Origin of the sequence: Bacillus haikouensis, assembly GCF_013179555.1 — a bacterium.
Taxonomy (GTDB): domain Bacteria; phylum Bacillota; class Bacilli; order Bacillales; family Bacillaceae_B; genus Rossellomorea; species Rossellomorea haikouensis_A.
On record NZ_JABMCR010000012.1, the window covers coordinates 17410 to 33121 of the forward strand.

Below are 15712 nucleotides of genomic sequence, written 5' to 3' on the forward strand. Positions count from 1 at the left end.
GGGTAAGCACATTCCAGCATCTATCTGTGAATGTGCTTTTTTCAGAGCATAACTTCTTTATCATCAGGGTAAGATAAATAGCCAAAACAAAAAGCAACTCAACTACGAGCTGCTTTCTTCTATACATCCCATTCTTCTGGATTTTCCCTCCATCTTTTCAATTGTTCTATATCTTCCGCTTGAACAATGCCGTTCTCGACAGCCACCTCCAATAAACTCGTATAATCGGAAAGCGTATATGCTGATATTTTATGTTCTTCCATCATCTTCTTACCTTTTTCAAGTTCGTATGTGAAGATCGCAACGACTCCCAGTACGTCACAACCTGCTTCTCTCAGTGCATCTACAGCAGTTATACAGCTTCCTCCTGTTGAAATCAGGTCTTCAATTACGACAACTTTTTGACCAGCCGTCACCTTTCCTTCTATTTGATTCCCTTTACCATGTGCTTTCGCTTTGGAACGTACATAACACATTGGCAGGTTTAATTTTTCACTTACCCATGCTGCATGTGGAATCCCCGCTGTCGCTGTTCCGGCAATCACTTCGACATCAGAAAAGTGCTTCCTGATGATCTCTGCCATGCCACTCGAAATGTCATTTCGCACGGCAGGATACGACATGGTCAAGCGGTTATCACAATAAATCGGCGACTTGATCCCGGACGACCAAGTAAATGGCTCCCGCGGGTTTAAAAATACTGCTTCAATATCCAATAGTTTGTTGGCAATTTCCCGTTTCATTTAATACCCTCCCATTCTTTTACCACTTCTTCATATGCACGTACCGGATTCGGTGCTTTTGTAATGCTTCTTCCCACAACGATCAAGGAAGAACCCGAATCTTTAGCTTTTCCCGGGGTAGTAATTCTTTGTTGATCCCCCTTATCATCATCCTTTAGTCTGATCCCCGGAGTCACTCTCAGAAAATCTTCTCCGCATTTTTCTCTGACCAACGCAGCTTCATGCGGTGAGCAAACGACTCCGTCAAGTCCTGCATCCCTGGCAAGTGAAGCATAGTGCATGACTGAATCATTGATGGAATGCTGAATCAGCTGTTCTGTTTGCATTTGGGACTCTGTCGTTGATGTTAATTGAGTCACAGCGATACATTTTGTGCGGGGCTGTTTCGTTGATGAACCGGCACGTAAAGCTTCCATAGCCCTTTCCATCATCAGTCTTCCCCCTGCAGCATGCACGTTCAGAAGTTCGAGGTCGTATTGAGCAAGGCCTTTGACTGCACCAAATACAGTATTTGGAATGTCGTGAAGTTTCAAGTCCAAAAATATGCGGTGATCTTTATTCAGAAGCTTTTCGATGATCACCGGTCCGTTTTGAAGGTATAATTCCATACCCACTTTTACATTTAAACCTTCAGTGAATAAATCCAGGAATGATGAAGTATCTTCCCACGTAGGAAAATCAAGAGCTATATATGGCTTTTGATTCATTCTTTCCCCAGCTCCTTCCTGTCAATTCCGTAATGTGCTCTGCTCCCAATTCATCTAGCAATTCCGGTAACTCTTTAATGATCTTTTGACACACAAATGGATCTACGAAGTTTGCAGTGCCGACTGCAACAGCACTTGCGCCTGCGTAAAAGTATTCGATGACGTCTTCAGCCGATTGAACACCGCCCATACCGATAATAGGCAGCTCCACCGCCTGACTTACCTCATAGATCATACGGATTGCGACCGGTTTGATGGCAGGACCTGATAAGCCTCCTGATTTATTGGCGAGGACCGGTTTTCCGGTTTTCATATCCAGCCTCATTCCGAGGAGCGTGTTGATCATCGTAAGTCCGCCCGCTCCTCCAGCCTCAACCGCTTTGGCCATTTCCACAATATTGGATACATTAGGTGAAAGCTTTACATAAAGCGGAACATCTGACACTTGTTTGACTCTTTTCGTTAATTCCTGGGCTACTTCCGGTATGGTTCCGAAAGCAATCCCGCCAGTTTTAACATTCGGGCAGGAAATATTCAGCTCCAGTGCTTTAACATTGGAGGCTTTAGAAATCTCTTTTGCCACTTCCACATAATCCTCCATCTGTGATCCTGCGACATTTGCAATGATGGGAACATCGAAACGGGAAAGCCACGGCAGTTCATTTTCGATTACCCCTTTCAGTCCGGGGTTTTGCAGCCCGATCGCATTCAGCATTCCGCCATTTGTCTCTGCAACTCGGGGAGTGGGGTTTCCAAATCGTGCTTCATCGGTTGTTGCTTTTATCATGATTGCGCCAAGTTCACTCAAATCATAAAATTGACTGTACTCACGGCCAAACCCGAAACAGCCAGAGGCCGGCATGATAGGATTTTTCAGCGATAGTCCTGGTAATTCAACTTGTAATCTCTTCATATTTGCACCACCCCTGCAGGAAATACGGGTCCATCACTGCATATTTTCACATAACTTGTTCCTAAAGGATCATCCTGCTTGTGACATACACAAGCAAAACAGGCGCCTATCCCGCAGCCCATTCGCTCCTCTAAGGAGATGAAGCCTTTTTTCTCTTCCAATTTGGTCTGTAATGCTTTCAGCATAGGGGTTGGTCCGCATGAAAAATACTCATCAAATTGCGGCGTTTCAGATTGGATGACATCCGTGACAAATCCATGTGTACCCTTGGAACCATCCACTGTGGCAAGATACGTTTCACCCAGCTTTGTAAATTGTTCTTCATAAAAACTGGCAGACTCATCCTGAAATCCAAGGATGTGTTTCACCGTCCAGCCATGCTCTGTCAACTGTTTGGAAAGACCGTAGAGGGGAGGAACACCGATTCCCCCGCCAACCAGTAAAGCAGTCCTGCCTTTACCTTCCTCTACGGTAAACCCGTTCCCAAGAGGTCCAAGTATGTCAACCATTTCCCCTATATTTACTGCTGAAAGAAGTTTTGTACCTTTTCCTTCTGCACGGTAGATCAAGGTCATCGTTTGATTTTCTTGATCCTGTGCAGCAATGGAAATCGGTCTCCGCAATAATGGGTCAATCCCTGTTCCGGTTTTCACATGGACAAATTGTCCCGGAGCTTTGATTTCATTCACTAAATCACCTTGAAGGATCAATTCAAAGATATTCGTTGCGATTCTTTCATGGGAAACGACCTTCATCCGTTCATTTACAATCATTGATGAAGCACCTCTCTATTCACAGGTTGAGAGGGAAGGGCCTCTGCAGAGAATGTCATTGATTCTATTACACGTAACAGCGCCTCGGCTGTATCCAGAGATGTGAGACAAGGTACTCCATTTTCAACTGATTCTCTTCGGATTCTGAAACCGTCGCGAGCAGGCTGTTTTCCTTTTGTCAATGTATTGATGACAAGCTGAGTTTCTCCACTTTGAATGATATCAAGAAGTGTCGGGCCTTCTGATCCAATCTTATCCACCTCCCGAACAGCTATTCCTTCCTTCATCAATTGCTCTCCTGTTCCTTTAGTAGCAAGGATTTGATACCCGATGTTCACGAACCGTTTGGCCAGTAGTACCGCTTCATCTTTGTCCTTATCGGCAACCGTCATAAGGACTGAACCGTGCTCTTTCATTTCCATGCCGGCAGCCACCATTCCTTTGTAAAGAGCTTTCTCAAGCGTAAGGTCTTTGCCCATGACTTCACCGGTGGATTTCATTTCAGGTCCCAAAGTGATGTCGACTCTTCTAAGCTTTGCGAAAGAGAAGACTGGAACCTTTACATATACTCCCTGCTTTTCAGGTATTAATCCCGATTCGTACCCTTGCTCCGAAAGCGAGATTCCAAGGATTGCTTTCGTTGCCATATTCGCCATCGGAATATTTGTTATCTTACTGATGAATGGCACCGTCCGGCTTGAGCGCGGATTCACCTCCAGGACATAGATCTCACCTTTTGAGATCACATATTGAATATTGAGCAGTCCGATAATATTCAGCCCTTTTGCCAGGCGGGCAGTGTAATCTACTAAGATTTCTTTCTGTTCTCCGGTAAGCTGCTGTGGAGGATACACTGCGATTGAATCTCCTGAATGGACTCCAGCCCGTTCGATATGCTCCATAATTCCAGGGACAACGACGTCGACACCATCTGAAATCGCATCTACTTCAATTTCTTTCCCTATTAGATATCGATCGATCAGCACAGGGTGCTGGGGATTTACTTTTACTGCATTCTCCATGTATTGAAGGAGTTCTTCTTTTCTATAAACGATTTCCATCGCCCTGCCGCCGAGTACATAAGACGGCCTTACAAGAACGGGATAACCGATTGATTCCGCTATTTCAAGCGCCCCTTCAACTGACACGGCAGTTTTCCCTTTTGGCTGAGGGATTCCCAGTTCGTTGAGAGTATGCTCGAATTTGTCACGATTTTCTGCCCGATCCAGATCCTCAAGTGAAGTACCAAGAATCGTGACACCCCTTTTAACCAGTTCTTCAGCGAGGTTGATGGCAGTCTGTCCTCCAAACTGTACGACAACACCTTTTGGTTTTTCCAAATCTATGATGTGCATCACATCCTCGACAGTGAGCGGTTCGAAATATAACTTATCTGAAATACTAAAATCCGTAGAGACGGTTTCAGGGTTGTTATTCACGATGATCGCTTCATATCCTGCTTCTTTGATAGCCCAGACGGAATGAACGGTAGCATAATCAAATTCCACTCCCTGTCCAATCCGGATAGGGCCTGAACCCAGTACAATGACGCTTTCCCTGTCGGTGACCCTGGATTCATTTTCATCCTCGTAAGTCCCGTAGAAATATGGGGTTTCAGATTCAAACTCGGCAGCACATGTATCGACCATTTTATAAACCGGGATCAGACTATTTTCTTTTCTCCACTGATAGACTTCATATTCTGTACTTCCCCACAGATTGGCAAGAGTAATATCAGAGAAGCCAAGACGCTTAGCTTTTTGCCCAAGTTCGATGTTGAATGGTAAATCCCTTAAATCTTTTTCAAACTCTACAATTCTATTCATTTTATAAAGGAAGAATAGGTCGATCTTGCTCCAATCATGTATCGTTTCGATTGTCACGCCTCTTCTCAGAGCTTCACCGACATAGAAGAGCCGCTCATCCCCTGCTTTTCGTATTCTTTTCTCAATCCACTGATCTGTCATCTGCTCAGCATCGCTCAATTCCATGTGATACGTATTGCTCTCTAAAGAACGAATTGCTTTCAACAGGGATTCCTCGAACGTCCTTCCGATTGCCATAACTTCACCTGTTGCCTTCATTTGAGTTCCAAGGTTGCGTTTTGCAGCTTCAAATTTGTCAAATGGCCAGCGCGGGATTTTCGTTACGACATAATCAAGTGCAGGTTCAAAAGCAGCATATGTTTTCCCGGTTACAGGGTTCATCATTTCATCCAATGTAAGGCCAACTGCAATCTTCGCGGCCAGTTTCGCAATCGGATAGCCTGTTGCTTTCGATGCTAGTGCAGATGATCGGCTGACCCTCGGATTCACTTCGATAATGTAATACTGAAAGCTGTCGGGATCCAATGCAAGCTGAACATTACAGCCCCCTTCTATCCCTAATGCACGGATGATCTTCAAGCTGGTATTCCGGAGCATTTGATATTCTCTGTCGCTTAAAGTCTGGCTCGGAGCAACTACAATCGAATCCCCGGTATGAATTCCAACTGGATCGATGTTTTCCATGTTACACACCACGATTGCATTATCCGCTGCGTCTCTCATGACTTCATACTCAATTTCCTTGAACCCTGCGATGCTCTTCTCAAGGAGACATTGTGTGACCGGGCTGTATTTCAATCCTGAGGTTACAATTTCAATCAATTCTTCTTCATTGTGACAGATTCCACCGCCTGTCCCCCCAAGGGTATAAGCTGGTCTTACAATCACCGGGAAGCCAACCCCGTCCACAAAATGAAAAGCTTCGTCCACATTGTGTATGATCTCGCTTTCTGGCACTGGTTCATTAAGTTCATTCATCAGGCTTCTAAACAAGTCTCGGTCTTCCGCTTTTTCGATGGCAGATAGTTTTGTTCCCAGTATTTCAACTCCGCACTCTTCTAACACCCCGGATTTGGAGAGCTCAACAGCCAGATTCAAGCCGGTTTGCCCTCCCAAAGTCGGCAGTAAGGCATCCGGGCGCTCTTTACGTATGATCCTGCTCACAAATTCGAGAGTCAGCGGCTCAATGTACACTTTGTCTGCCATTTCAGCGTCTGTCATGATCGTGGCCGGATTTGAATTTACCAGAATGACGCGGTAGCCCTCTTCTTTAAGTGCGATACAAGCCTGGGTTCCTGCATAGTCGAATTCCGCTGCTTGTCCTATAATGATCGGTCCGCTTCCAATTACCAAGATGCTTTTTATATCTGTACGTTTAGGCATGTTGAAGCTCCTTTCTTTTCTCATCTTCCATTAATTTAAGGAAATCATCGAATAAATAATTTGAATCCTCCGGACCTGGTGATGCTTCCGGATGATATTGAACCGTGAATGCAGGATAATCAAGATGCTTCAATCCTTCCACAGTTCCATCATTGATGGCAATATGGGTGACCTTAAGCCTTGTTCCGGCCAGGGAATTTTCGTCTACTGCATAGCCGTGGTTTTGAGAAGTCAAGGCTACTTTCCCTGTCTGTAAGTCTTTCACCGGATGGTTCCCTCCGCGGTGTCCAAATTTCATCTTGAAAGAATCCCCCCCGCATGCCAGGGCGAATAATTGATGACCCAGGCAGATTCCGAATAGAGGAATTTCACCGATCAATGTCTTGATGGTTTCAATCGCCTGAGGTACATCTTTTGGATCTCCGGGTCCATTCGACAGCATGATGCCATCCGGCTGCATCCTGCGGATCTCTTCTGCTGATGTATCAAAAGGAACAACTATCACGTCGCAATTCCGTTTATTCAGCTCCCTTAATATTCCATGTTTCATTCCAAAATCCATTAGGACTACTCTAAATCCTCTACCGGGACTTGCATAAGCTGTTTTTGTTGATACCTGGTTTACTTGATCTCTTCTCAAAGTGGTCTCATGCAGCGTTTCAAGGACAGATTCCGCTTCCAATTCTGCAGAACAAATGATTCCTTTCATCGCTCCGTGCTGCCGAATAATGCGTGTTAATTTTCTTGTATCGATTCCTGTTATTCCTGGAATCCCTTTTACTTTCAATAACTCATCCAACGTCGACTCATTTCTCCAATTTGAAGCGAAGTCTGCCACTTCCCTCACGATGAAGGCTTTAATCGCCGGAGTGATTGATTCGAAATCATCGCGATTTATACCATAATTCCCTACCAATGGATACGTTAGCGTAACCAGCTGTCCGCAATAAGATGGATCCGAAAGAATTTCCTGATAGCCTGTCATACTTGTATTAAATACAACTTCTCCGACAGATTCCTTATTTGCACCAAAACCTTCACCAATGAAAACTGTCCCATCATCTAATATTAGTTGTCTTTTCATCCTTCATTTCCTCCTTCATTCCATACAAGGGATCCTTGATAAAATGTAGCTGCCGGCCAGCCTTTGCACTCCCAGCCGTTGAATGGTGTGTTCTTCCCTTTTGATAAAAATCCTTGTGGATCAATTGCCTGTTCCCTTTTCAAATCAATCAGGGTTAGATCTGCATCTCCCCCTACTTCCAGTCGTCCAAATGGAAGATTAAACGCAGTACTTGGTTTACTCGTCATCCAGTCGATCAACTGCTTCAAAGTAAATGTCCCTTTTTCAACAAAGTGTGTATAGAGCAGCGGAAAGGCGGTTTCGAGACCGACGATTCCAAATGGTGCAAGCTGCATTCCTTCAGACTTTTCAGCTTCTGTATGAGGAGCATGATCGGTTGCGATGAAATCAATCGTTCCATCGAGCAAGCCTTCTATCAATGCCTCTCTGTCTTGTTTACCTCGGAGCGGCGGGTTCATCTTGAAATTTGAATCAAGACCGGGTATATCATCTTCACACAAAAGGAGATGGTGAGGTGTGACTTCCGCGGTTACGTTGATCCCTGCATTTTTTGCGTCTCTGACCACTCTTACTGATTCCTTCGTCGATATGTGACATACATGGTAATGAACACCTGCGGCTTCAGCCAACAGCACATCCCGTGCTATATGTACGGCTTCACAAACCGAAGGGATACCGGCGATATCGTGCATTTCAGAAAATGTTCCTTCATGGACCGATCCCTTATTAATCAATGTGTTCTCTTCACAGTGAGCCACTATCGATGCATCGATCGCAGCCGCCTTCTTCATTGCTTCAAGCATCATGCCAGCGGATTGAACGCCTACTCCGTCATCCGTAAATGCAAATGCTCCATTTTCCTTTAAGGATGACAGGTCATTCAGCTGCTTCCCTATTTGTCTCTCGGTGATCGCCGCGTAAGGTAATACACGAATGCTTCCTGTTTCAGTAATCCTTTCATTTAAGGACTTCAGTGTTTCTGCCGAATCGGGTACCGGTCTTGTATTGGGCATCGCTGCAATGGTCGTGAAACCACCCTTAGCAGCAGATTTCGTTCCTGTTTCTATCGTTTCTTTGTGCTCTCCGCCCGGTTCTCTCAAATGTACATGGAGATCAACAAATCCCGGGGAAACCAATCGTCCATCCGCCTGGAACTCCTGATGATCGGTATTATCCAGATTTACTCCCATTTCGGTGATTTTATTTCCTTGAATCTTAAGATCAATTGTCTCAAGTTCACCGTTATTATTTAAGATACTTGCATTTCTGATTAACCAGTTCATCTAAAAATCCCCCTGTTAGTTGTTTTCAAGTGCCCTTTTCAAAACCGCCATCCTTACATATACTCCATTTTCCATCTGCTTGAATATCCTCGATTTACCGGATTCCACTAACGAATCGGCAATTTCTACGCCACGATTGACAGGTGCCGGATGAAGGATGATGCTTTCACTTTTCATTCTCTCTTTTCTGCTGACGGTAAGCCCGTAGCTTTCATGGTATTCACCTTTTGTGAGACTGGATGTGCTTTGGTGTCGTTCATGCTGGATCCTTAAAAGCATTACCGCATCCGATGTGGCGACACTCTCATCAACAGACATATACTGCCCCTGGAACTGCGGAGGGAACCACTCTCGCGGCCCGGAGAACACAACTTCTGCACCGAGCTTTGTCAATGCTTCTGCATTAGAACGCGCTACACGGCTGTGAGCAATGTCTCCAATGATTGCTACTTGAAGATTTTCAAATCCACCAAATTCTTGTCGTATGGTCAGCAGGTCCAGTAAACATTGTGTAGGATGATTGCCGCATCCATCACCACCGTTGATCACTCTCGTCTTCAAACCTGAAAGTTCATCAAAATACCTTTCAAGCGTATGTCGTATGACTACAGTTTCAACCCCGATCGCTTCGAGGGTCCGTACGGTGTCATAAAGGGACTCCCCTTTTTGGACACTCGAAGAATGTGCTTCAAATGGAATGACCTGCAAACCTAACTTTCTTTCTGCCATTTCGAAACTGCATTTCGTCCGGGTACTTGCTTCAAAGAACAGGTTTGCAACATATCTATCTGAACCTTGCCCCCACGTTTCTCCCTGCTTAAACCGTTCTGCCTGGTCGAGGATTTCATGTATTTCTTCATATGATAATTCATTCATTGTCAACAAGTCTTTCATCATGCAGACCTCCCTATAAAAAAACCACCCTGCAACAATTTCCAGGGTGGTTTGAACATACTTCAGAAGACATGTGAGAAACGTTCCCACTGTCTAGTTCACTTTCACCCTTGTAGACTCTCTGGACTCACTTAAAAGGTGTTTCTATGCAACTTCATTTTTGTGAGGATGATCTTCTTCAAAAAGATTATTACTTCCTTCACTTTCCTTTCTGCCAGGCAGTACCAAATTGAGTACTACCCCAACAATCGCAGCAAGTGCCATTCCGGATAATGAAACCTCGTCACTCACCTTCACAAATGCACCGCCAACCCCTATTACAAGGATGACTGAAGATATGATGAGATTTCGTTTGTTGCCAAGATCCACTTTATTATCAATCAGCATGCGTAGTCCGCTTGAAGCAATGATGCCGAACAGGAGGATGGATACGCCGCCCATCACAGCTGATGGAATGGAGCTGATCAAAGCTGTTATTTTACCGATGAAACCGAATGTGATGGCAAGAACTGCTGCCCCCGCTATAACGAATACACTGAAGACCCGCGTTATCGCCAACACTCCAATATTTTCACCATAAGTGGTATTAGGGGGACCTCCTAATAAGGAAGCAATCACAGTTGCAACCCCGTCACCGAGAATCGAACGATGCAGTCCCGGTTTTTCTATGAAATTCCGTCCGACCACTTTGCTTAATACCATCTGATCCCCAGTATGTTCTGCCAGGGTTACGAGGGCAATCGGCACCATGATCGATACAATCTCCCAAGAGAAGACCGGTGTATAGTTCACAAAAGGTATGAAGAAGTCAGGCATCTGGAAGACAGGGGCATCGATCACTTTTTGAAAGTCAACCAGTCCGGCAAATGCTGCAATGATGTAGCCTCCAAAGATCCCTGCAAGAATCGGTACCATTCCAAGAAATCCCTTGAAATATATCGAGCAGATGACGGTGATTGCAAGTGTAGCCAGTGCCACCATGAAGTGAGTGCTGCTGTACTCGAGATTTTCAGCTCCAGGATTCTCATACATCGCCATATTTACTGCCGTTCCTGCCAGCCCAAGACCGATTACCATAATCACCGGTCCGACAACGATTGGCGGCAGGATGCGCATTAGCCACTTTAATCCCAGTTTTGATATAAGCAGGGCAACAATGCCGTAGACAAGTCCAGCCAGGAAGCTGCCCATCATTGCCGCTTCAGGACCTCCGAAGCTTTTGGCTGCCAGGATTGGAGCGATAAAGGCGAAGGATGAACCTAAGTAGGCAGGTATTCTGCCTTTCGTAATGAGCAGGTATGCCAATGTTCCCAATCCACTTGATATGAGTGCGACACCGGGACTCAATCCAACCAGGAACGGAACCAGAACCGTAGCTCCAAACATCGCAAAAAGATGCTGTATGCTCAATGTAATCCATTTTCCAAGGTTCGGTCTTTCTTCTACATCCAACACGATGTTTTGATTTTCATTCATCACTTGTTCCTCCTTCAAACCTGTTGATTTTCACAAAAAAATACCCTCTTTGCCCATGAGGATACAAAGAGGGTATAATAAGGTACACTTCTGCCACCCATCCTTTGTCAGCCTCACGGGACTAATCTTAAAAGGAATCTCTATTATTCTTTTTCGTGTATCGTTACTTGTTCTTCCCCATCTACTTCTGTAAGGGTGACCATGATCTTCTCTGAGCTTGATGTAGGGACGTTCTTTCCCACATAGTCAGCCCGTACAGGCAGTTCACGATGACCTCTGTCCACCAGGACAGCCAGCTGGATTTGACTCGGACGGCCGATATCCATTAGTGCATCCAATCCTGCACGCACCGTTCTTCCTGTAAATAATACGTCATCAACCAGGATGACTTTTTTATTTGTAATGTCCACCGGTAAATCAGAGCCTTTGACTTCCGGCTCATTATCGGCAGTCTTTTTGCTGAGATCATCCCTGTACAGCGTAATGTCAATTTCACCTACAGGAATTTCTTCTCCTTCGATATCGTAAATGCGTTCAGCCAGTCGATTGGCAATATAGATTCCCCGTGTTTTGATACCGACCAGGACACAGTCTTGGATTCCTTTATTCCGCTCGATGATTTCGTGAGCGATACGCGTAAGAGCTCTCCGTATGGCTGGCTGATCTAACACTGTAGCTTTCTTTGTCATTTCTGCACCTCTCTCCGCATCTATTTTCCAATAAAAAATCCCTCTCACCGTTTGGATGAGAGGGCAGACTTATCGTTAATAATCATTGCACGCCAGTCGAATGGTCGTACATTGCTCCTTCTCAGCCTCACGGGACCGTATTAAAGGTATTATTCAATTAACTAAATAGTACAGGTTGTTGTTTGTTTTGTCAATGCTTATTTTTAAGCTGTGATATCAACTCTTTGAATTCCTGTGGCGGCTCGGCCTCGAATTCCATATATTCATTCGTTCGCGGGTGATTGAAGCCCAATACGCCTGCATGAAGAGCCTGTCCATTGAGGCTCAATGTTTTACGGGGGCCATATTTAGGGTCTCCTGCAAGCGGATAACCGATATACTTCATATGAACACGTATCTGATGGGTACGTCCTGTTTCCAATTCGCATTGTACTAAAGTAAAATCCTTGAATCGTTCCAGTACTTTAAAATGCGTAACTGCATTTTTCCCATTATCAACAACGGTCATACTTTGACGGTCTTTAGGATCACGCCCGATCGGTGCATCGATCGTGCCGTATTCATGGGGGATCAATCCGTGAACGACAGCGGTGTATTTCCTGGTAACAGTCTTTTCAACAAGCTGATTGACCAGGTGTTCATGTGCCAAATCATTTTTAGCTACCATCAATAAACCTGATGTATCTTTATCGATTCGGTGAACGATTCCGGGTCTTAGTACACCATTGATGCCTGACAGGTCTTTACAATGATACATAAGTCCATTCACCATCGTACCTGAATAATGACCAGGTGCCGGATGTACAACCATCCCTTTCGGCTTATTCACAACAACTACATCCGCATCTTCATAAGAGATATCAAGATGAAGATTCTCCGGTTCGACATCCAATTCTTCCGGCTCTGGAATCGTGACAGTGATCGTCGACTCCAAAGGACATTTATAGTTTGGTTTAACTTCCTCATCATTCACTTTAATATGTCCTTCTTTAATCCATTGCTGAACTTGTGAACGTGACCATTCTTTATTCAATCCGCTTACTATCTTATCAATTCGTTCGCCCTGCTCATTCTGTTGTATGATGTGCTGAATTACTTCCATTCTGTTTCTCCTTCTTTGCTTTTCGTTCGTCCAGATACATATAAATGATTAATAGCACTACCCCGATGGTCAATGATGCATCGGCAATATTGAAAATCGGGAAATCATAGGAAAAAATATATGTATTTAAAAAATCGACAACTTCTTTCCGAAAGACGCGGTCAATAAAGTTTCCAATCGCTCCACCAAGCATAAAAGCCAAGCTTATACTAAATAACGACTGCCCTTTTGCATGGACTTGCATATAATACACAATACCTACAATCACTACTATCGTAATAATGTAAAAAAACCACATTTGTCCCTGGAGTATTCCCCATGCTGCACCTTGATTTCGATGAGAAGTCAAATAGAAAAGATTTTCAATGATTTCTATGCTTTCCCCTTCTGTCATCTTCTTCACAACCAACCATTTCGTCAGTTGATCCAATCCTATTACAACCAAAGCCAATAAATAATAAAACACAAAGGCAACCTCCACATCGTAAGAAATGATTACCTTTGCATTTTAGCATAAACAGTTGAATAAAGACACTTAATCTCAAGCCTTTTATGAAAGAATGTCTTTAAAATTGCCAGAACCCATTTGGATTTTACCGTAACGTTTCCATTCATTTGCTTCTGTTAATGAGGTAAGCGTCGGGTTCATTTTAATCAGATCAAATGGAATTTCTTCTCCGCTCATTTCACACAGTCCAAACCGGTTCTGATCCGCAAGCTGGAGTGCATGCCTTACGTCTGAAATTTCCTGATTTATATAATGCTGTATTAAAGGATGTTGAGATTGACTTGCCTCTAGCTCTTCCAAGGATGCAGTTAATTCTTGAATGATGGATGTGTATCGGTCATATGTCATCTTGATCCCTCCACTCTTAGTATGGAGGTAAGTGTCAAAAAATTTGTCTTGCAAGATATAGTAATTATGGAATCGGGCTCCACAATGACGGTACAGAGCCATTTGTTGAAAAATGTTAAAGATTTCTTTTTTATCTGCATATACAGAAAGACTGGTCCTTAAATAACGGACCAGTCTTTCTTGATTGTTATGCTAAGTGAGAATAGTTTTCTTTGACGACGGATGCACATCTAGTACATAGGGAAGGATGGTCTTTGTCTTCGCCGACTGTTGATGTGACTACCCAGCAGCGGTCACAAGTTTCTCCTTGTGCCTTTTCAACAACAATGCTGTTTTGACCGACAGTTAAAGCCTGTTCCGGTGCTTCACTTACCTTTCCGCCAATTTCAATTTCTGATACAATGAACAGCTGCTTAAGATCTTCAGAAATTGAATTCAATAAAGATTTTGTTTCATCATTAACATACAGTGTCACTTTTGCCGTTAATGACTTACCGATCAGCTTTTGGTTACGGGCTTCTTCCAAAGCTTTCAATACGTCATCCCTCAACTCCAGGAACGAATTCCATTTCCCCTTTAACGCTTTCGCATTAGGAAGTTCCTTCGACTCAGGCATATCTGTTAATTGAACACTTTCTTCCACTGCCCCTGGAATATGAGCCCAAACCTCATCCGCAGTATGGGAAAGGATCGGTGACATTACTTTCGTAAGAACAACCAATGCTTCATATAGGACGGTTTGCATTGCTCTGCGCTCATAATTATCTTTTGCTTCGATGTAAAGAACATCCTTCGCAAAATCAAGGTAGAATGAACTCAAGTCAAGCGTACAGAAATTATTGACGGCATGATAGATGCTTGCAAATTCATAATTATCGTACGATTTTTTTACATTTTCCACTAAGTCATTCAATTTAACTAACATGAATTGATCGACTTCACGAAGCTTTTCGTATGAAACCGCATCTGATTTCGGATCAAAGTCCGCCAGGTTCCCCAATAGGAAGCGGTAAGTATTCCGGATTTTTCTATACACTTCTGCAACTTGCTTTAAAATCGGGTCAGATACACGGACATCCGATTGATAGTCGACAGATGCTACCCAAAGGCGAAGAATATCCGCACCGAGCTGCTTCATGACTTTTTCAGGGATAACTACGTTTCCAAGTGATTTACTCATCTTTCTGCCTTCTCCGTCAAGTGCAAATCCATGACTGAGTACGCCTCTGTACGGTGCTTTCCCGGTTACTGCAACTCCAGTAGTCAAGGATGAATTGAACCATCCACGATACTGATCGGATCCTTCCAGGTAAAGGTCGGCCGGGCGCTGCAAGTCGTCCCGTGCTTCCAATACAGCCTGATGTGAAGAACCTGAGTCAAACCACACATCCATGATGTCCTGTTCTTTGGTGAACTGACCATTCGGGCTTCCCTCATGAGTAAAGCCTTCTGGCAGTAAATCTTTCGCTTCCTTTTCAAACCAGATGTTCGAACCGTGCTCGCTGAATAAAGCAGACACATGCTCAATCGTCTCATCTGTAATGATTTCTTCACCGTTTTCGGCGTAAAATACCGGAATCGGCACACCCCACGCGCGCTGTCTTGAGATACACCAGTCTCCTCGGTCCCTTACCATATTGAATAGACGTGTTTCACCCCAGCCTGGTACCCATTTCGTATCCTTTACTGCTTGAAGCAGGTCCTCGCGGAATTTATCGATTGATGCGAACCATTGAGCAGTCGCTCTGAATATGACCGGTTTCTTTGTGCGCCAATCATGCGGGTAAGAGTGTGTGATGAAGTCAAGCTTCAATAATGCTCCGGCTCCCTCAAGTTTCTCTGTAATCGGCTTATTTGCCTTGTCGTAGAATAAACCTTCAAATCCTGGAGCTTCGGAAGTCATAACTCCTTTATCGTCAACAGGGCATAATACGTCTAATCCGTATTTCTTGCCTACAAGGAAGTCATCTTCCCCGTGTCCCG

Annotated in this window: 14 protein-coding genes; all 14 read right to left on the reverse strand. The window is 44.2% G+C overall.

Annotated elements, in window-relative coordinates; all coding sequences use genetic code 11:
* Positions 1–119: 119 nt before the first annotated feature.
* Positions 120–743, reverse strand: coding sequence for an orotate phosphoribosyltransferase (pyrE, locus tag HP456_RS02530; protein ID WP_172248450.1), 624 nt, complete (start codon positions 741–743; stop codon positions 120–122).
* Entirely contained in the window at positions 740–1450 is a 711-nt protein-coding gene (gene pyrF / locus HP456_RS02535; RefSeq protein WP_172248451.1) for an orotidine-5'-phosphate decarboxylase, read from the reverse strand. Before pyrF ends, pyrE begins: the two co-directional genes overlap by 4 nt.
* Positions 1422–2363, reverse strand: coding sequence for a dihydroorotate dehydrogenase (locus tag HP456_RS02540; protein WP_172248452.1), 942 nt, complete (start codon positions 2361–2363; stop codon positions 1422–1424). Before HP456_RS02540 ends, pyrF begins: the two co-directional genes overlap by 29 nt.
* Positions 2360–3136 carry a dihydroorotate dehydrogenase electron transfer subunit gene (locus HP456_RS02545; protein ID WP_172248453.1) on the reverse strand — a complete coding sequence of 259 codons (777 nt, stop codon included), beginning with the start codon at positions 3134–3136 and terminating at the stop codon, positions 2360–2362. Before HP456_RS02545 ends, HP456_RS02540 begins: the two co-directional genes overlap by 4 nt.
* Complete coding sequence (gene carB, locus HP456_RS02550) at positions 3133–6345, reverse strand: carbamoyl-phosphate synthase large subunit (protein ID WP_172248454.1); 3213 nt, start codon at positions 6343–6345, stop codon at positions 3133–3135. Before carB ends, HP456_RS02545 begins: the two co-directional genes overlap by 4 nt.
* Positions 6338–7429 (reverse strand): carbamoyl phosphate synthase small subunit, encoded by a 1092-nt coding sequence (locus HP456_RS02555; RefSeq protein ID WP_172248455.1) that lies wholly within the window; start codon positions 7427–7429, stop codon positions 6338–6340. Before HP456_RS02555 ends, carB begins: the two co-directional genes overlap by 8 nt.
* Positions 7426–8712 carry a dihydroorotase gene (pyrC, locus tag HP456_RS02560; RefSeq protein WP_172248456.1) on the reverse strand — a complete coding sequence of 429 codons (1287 nt, stop codon included), beginning with the start codon at positions 8710–8712 and terminating at the stop codon, positions 7426–7428. The genes HP456_RS02555 and pyrC overlap by 4 nt, the downstream gene beginning before the upstream one ends.
* 15 nt (positions 8713–8727) lie before the next feature.
* Positions 8728–9606: an aspartate carbamoyltransferase catalytic subunit gene (locus HP456_RS02565; RefSeq protein WP_172248463.1), complete on the reverse strand. Its 879-nt coding sequence runs from the start codon at positions 9604–9606 to the stop codon at positions 8728–8730.
* A 144-nt stretch (positions 9607–9750) separates the two neighbouring features.
* Complete coding sequence (locus HP456_RS02570) at positions 9751–11082, reverse strand: uracil-xanthine permease family protein (protein WP_172248457.1); 1332 nt, start codon at positions 11080–11082, stop codon at positions 9751–9753.
* Positions 11083–11225: 143 nt separating this feature from the next.
* Positions 11226–11771, reverse strand: a complete 546-nt coding sequence (gene pyrR, locus HP456_RS02575; RefSeq protein WP_172248458.1) for a bifunctional pyr operon transcriptional regulator/uracil phosphoribosyltransferase PyrR — start codon at positions 11769–11771, stop codon at positions 11226–11228.
* A 190-nt stretch (positions 11772–11961) separates the two neighbouring features.
* The gene (locus HP456_RS02580; protein ID WP_172248459.1) at positions 11962–12873 is read right to left on the reverse strand and encodes an RluA family pseudouridine synthase; all 912 of its coding nucleotides are present in this window, start codon (positions 12871–12873) and stop codon (positions 11962–11964) included.
* On the reverse strand, positions 12839–13339 hold the full coding sequence (gene lspA, locus HP456_RS02585) for a signal peptidase II (RefSeq protein WP_172248460.1): 501 nt from the start codon (positions 13337–13339) through the stop codon (positions 12839–12841). Before lspA ends, HP456_RS02580 begins: the two co-directional genes overlap by 35 nt.
* An 84-nt stretch (positions 13340–13423) precedes the next feature.
* Positions 13424–13729, reverse strand: a complete 306-nt coding sequence (locus HP456_RS02590) for a hypothetical protein (protein WP_172248461.1) — start codon at positions 13727–13729, stop codon at positions 13424–13426.
* A gap of 187 nt (positions 13730–13916) precedes the next feature.
* A partial coding sequence (locus tag HP456_RS02595) for an isoleucine--tRNA ligase (protein ID WP_172248462.1) occupies positions 13917–15712 on the reverse strand: 1796 nt, incomplete at its 5' end.

Coding starts and splice junctions, on each gene's coding strand:
- HP456_RS02570 (WP_172248457.1), bottom strand. CDS start 11,082: ATGAATGAAAATCAAAACATCGTGTTGGATGTAGAAGAAAGACCGAAC.
- HP456_RS02590 (WP_172248461.1), bottom strand. CDS start 13,729: ATGACATATGACCGATACACATCCATCATTCAAGAATTAACTGCATCC.
- pyrC (WP_172248456.1), bottom strand. CDS start 8,712: ATGAACTGGTTAATCAGAAATGCAAGTATCTTAAATAATAACGGTGAA.
- pyrF (WP_172248451.1), bottom strand. CDS start 1,450: ATGAATCAAAAGCCATATATAGCTCTTGATTTTCCTACGTGGGAAGAT.
- HP456_RS02580 (WP_172248459.1), bottom strand. CDS start 12,873: ATGGAAGTAATTCAGCACATCATACAACAGAATGAGCAGGGCGAACGA.
- HP456_RS02555 (WP_172248455.1), bottom strand. CDS start 7,429: ATGAAAAGACAACTAATATTAGATGATGGGACAGTTTTCATTGGTGAA.
- HP456_RS02540 (WP_172248452.1), bottom strand. CDS start 2,363: ATGAAGAGATTACAAGTTGAATTACCAGGACTATCGCTGAAAAATCCT.
- HP456_RS02565 (WP_172248463.1), bottom strand. CDS start 9,606: ATGAAAGACTTGTTGACAATGAATGAATTATCATATGAAGAAATACAT.
- pyrR (WP_172248458.1), bottom strand. CDS start 11,771: ATGACAAAGAAAGCTACAGTGTTAGATCAGCCAGCCATACGGAGAGCT.
- carB (WP_172248454.1), bottom strand. CDS start 6,345: ATGCCTAAACGTACAGATATAAAAAGCATCTTGGTAATTGGAAGCGGA.
- HP456_RS02545 (WP_172248453.1), bottom strand. CDS start 3,136: ATGATTGTAAATGAACGGATGAAGGTCGTTTCCCATGAAAGAATCGCA.
- pyrE (WP_172248450.1), bottom strand. CDS start 743: ATGAAACGGGAAATTGCCAACAAACTATTGGATATTGAAGCAGTATTT.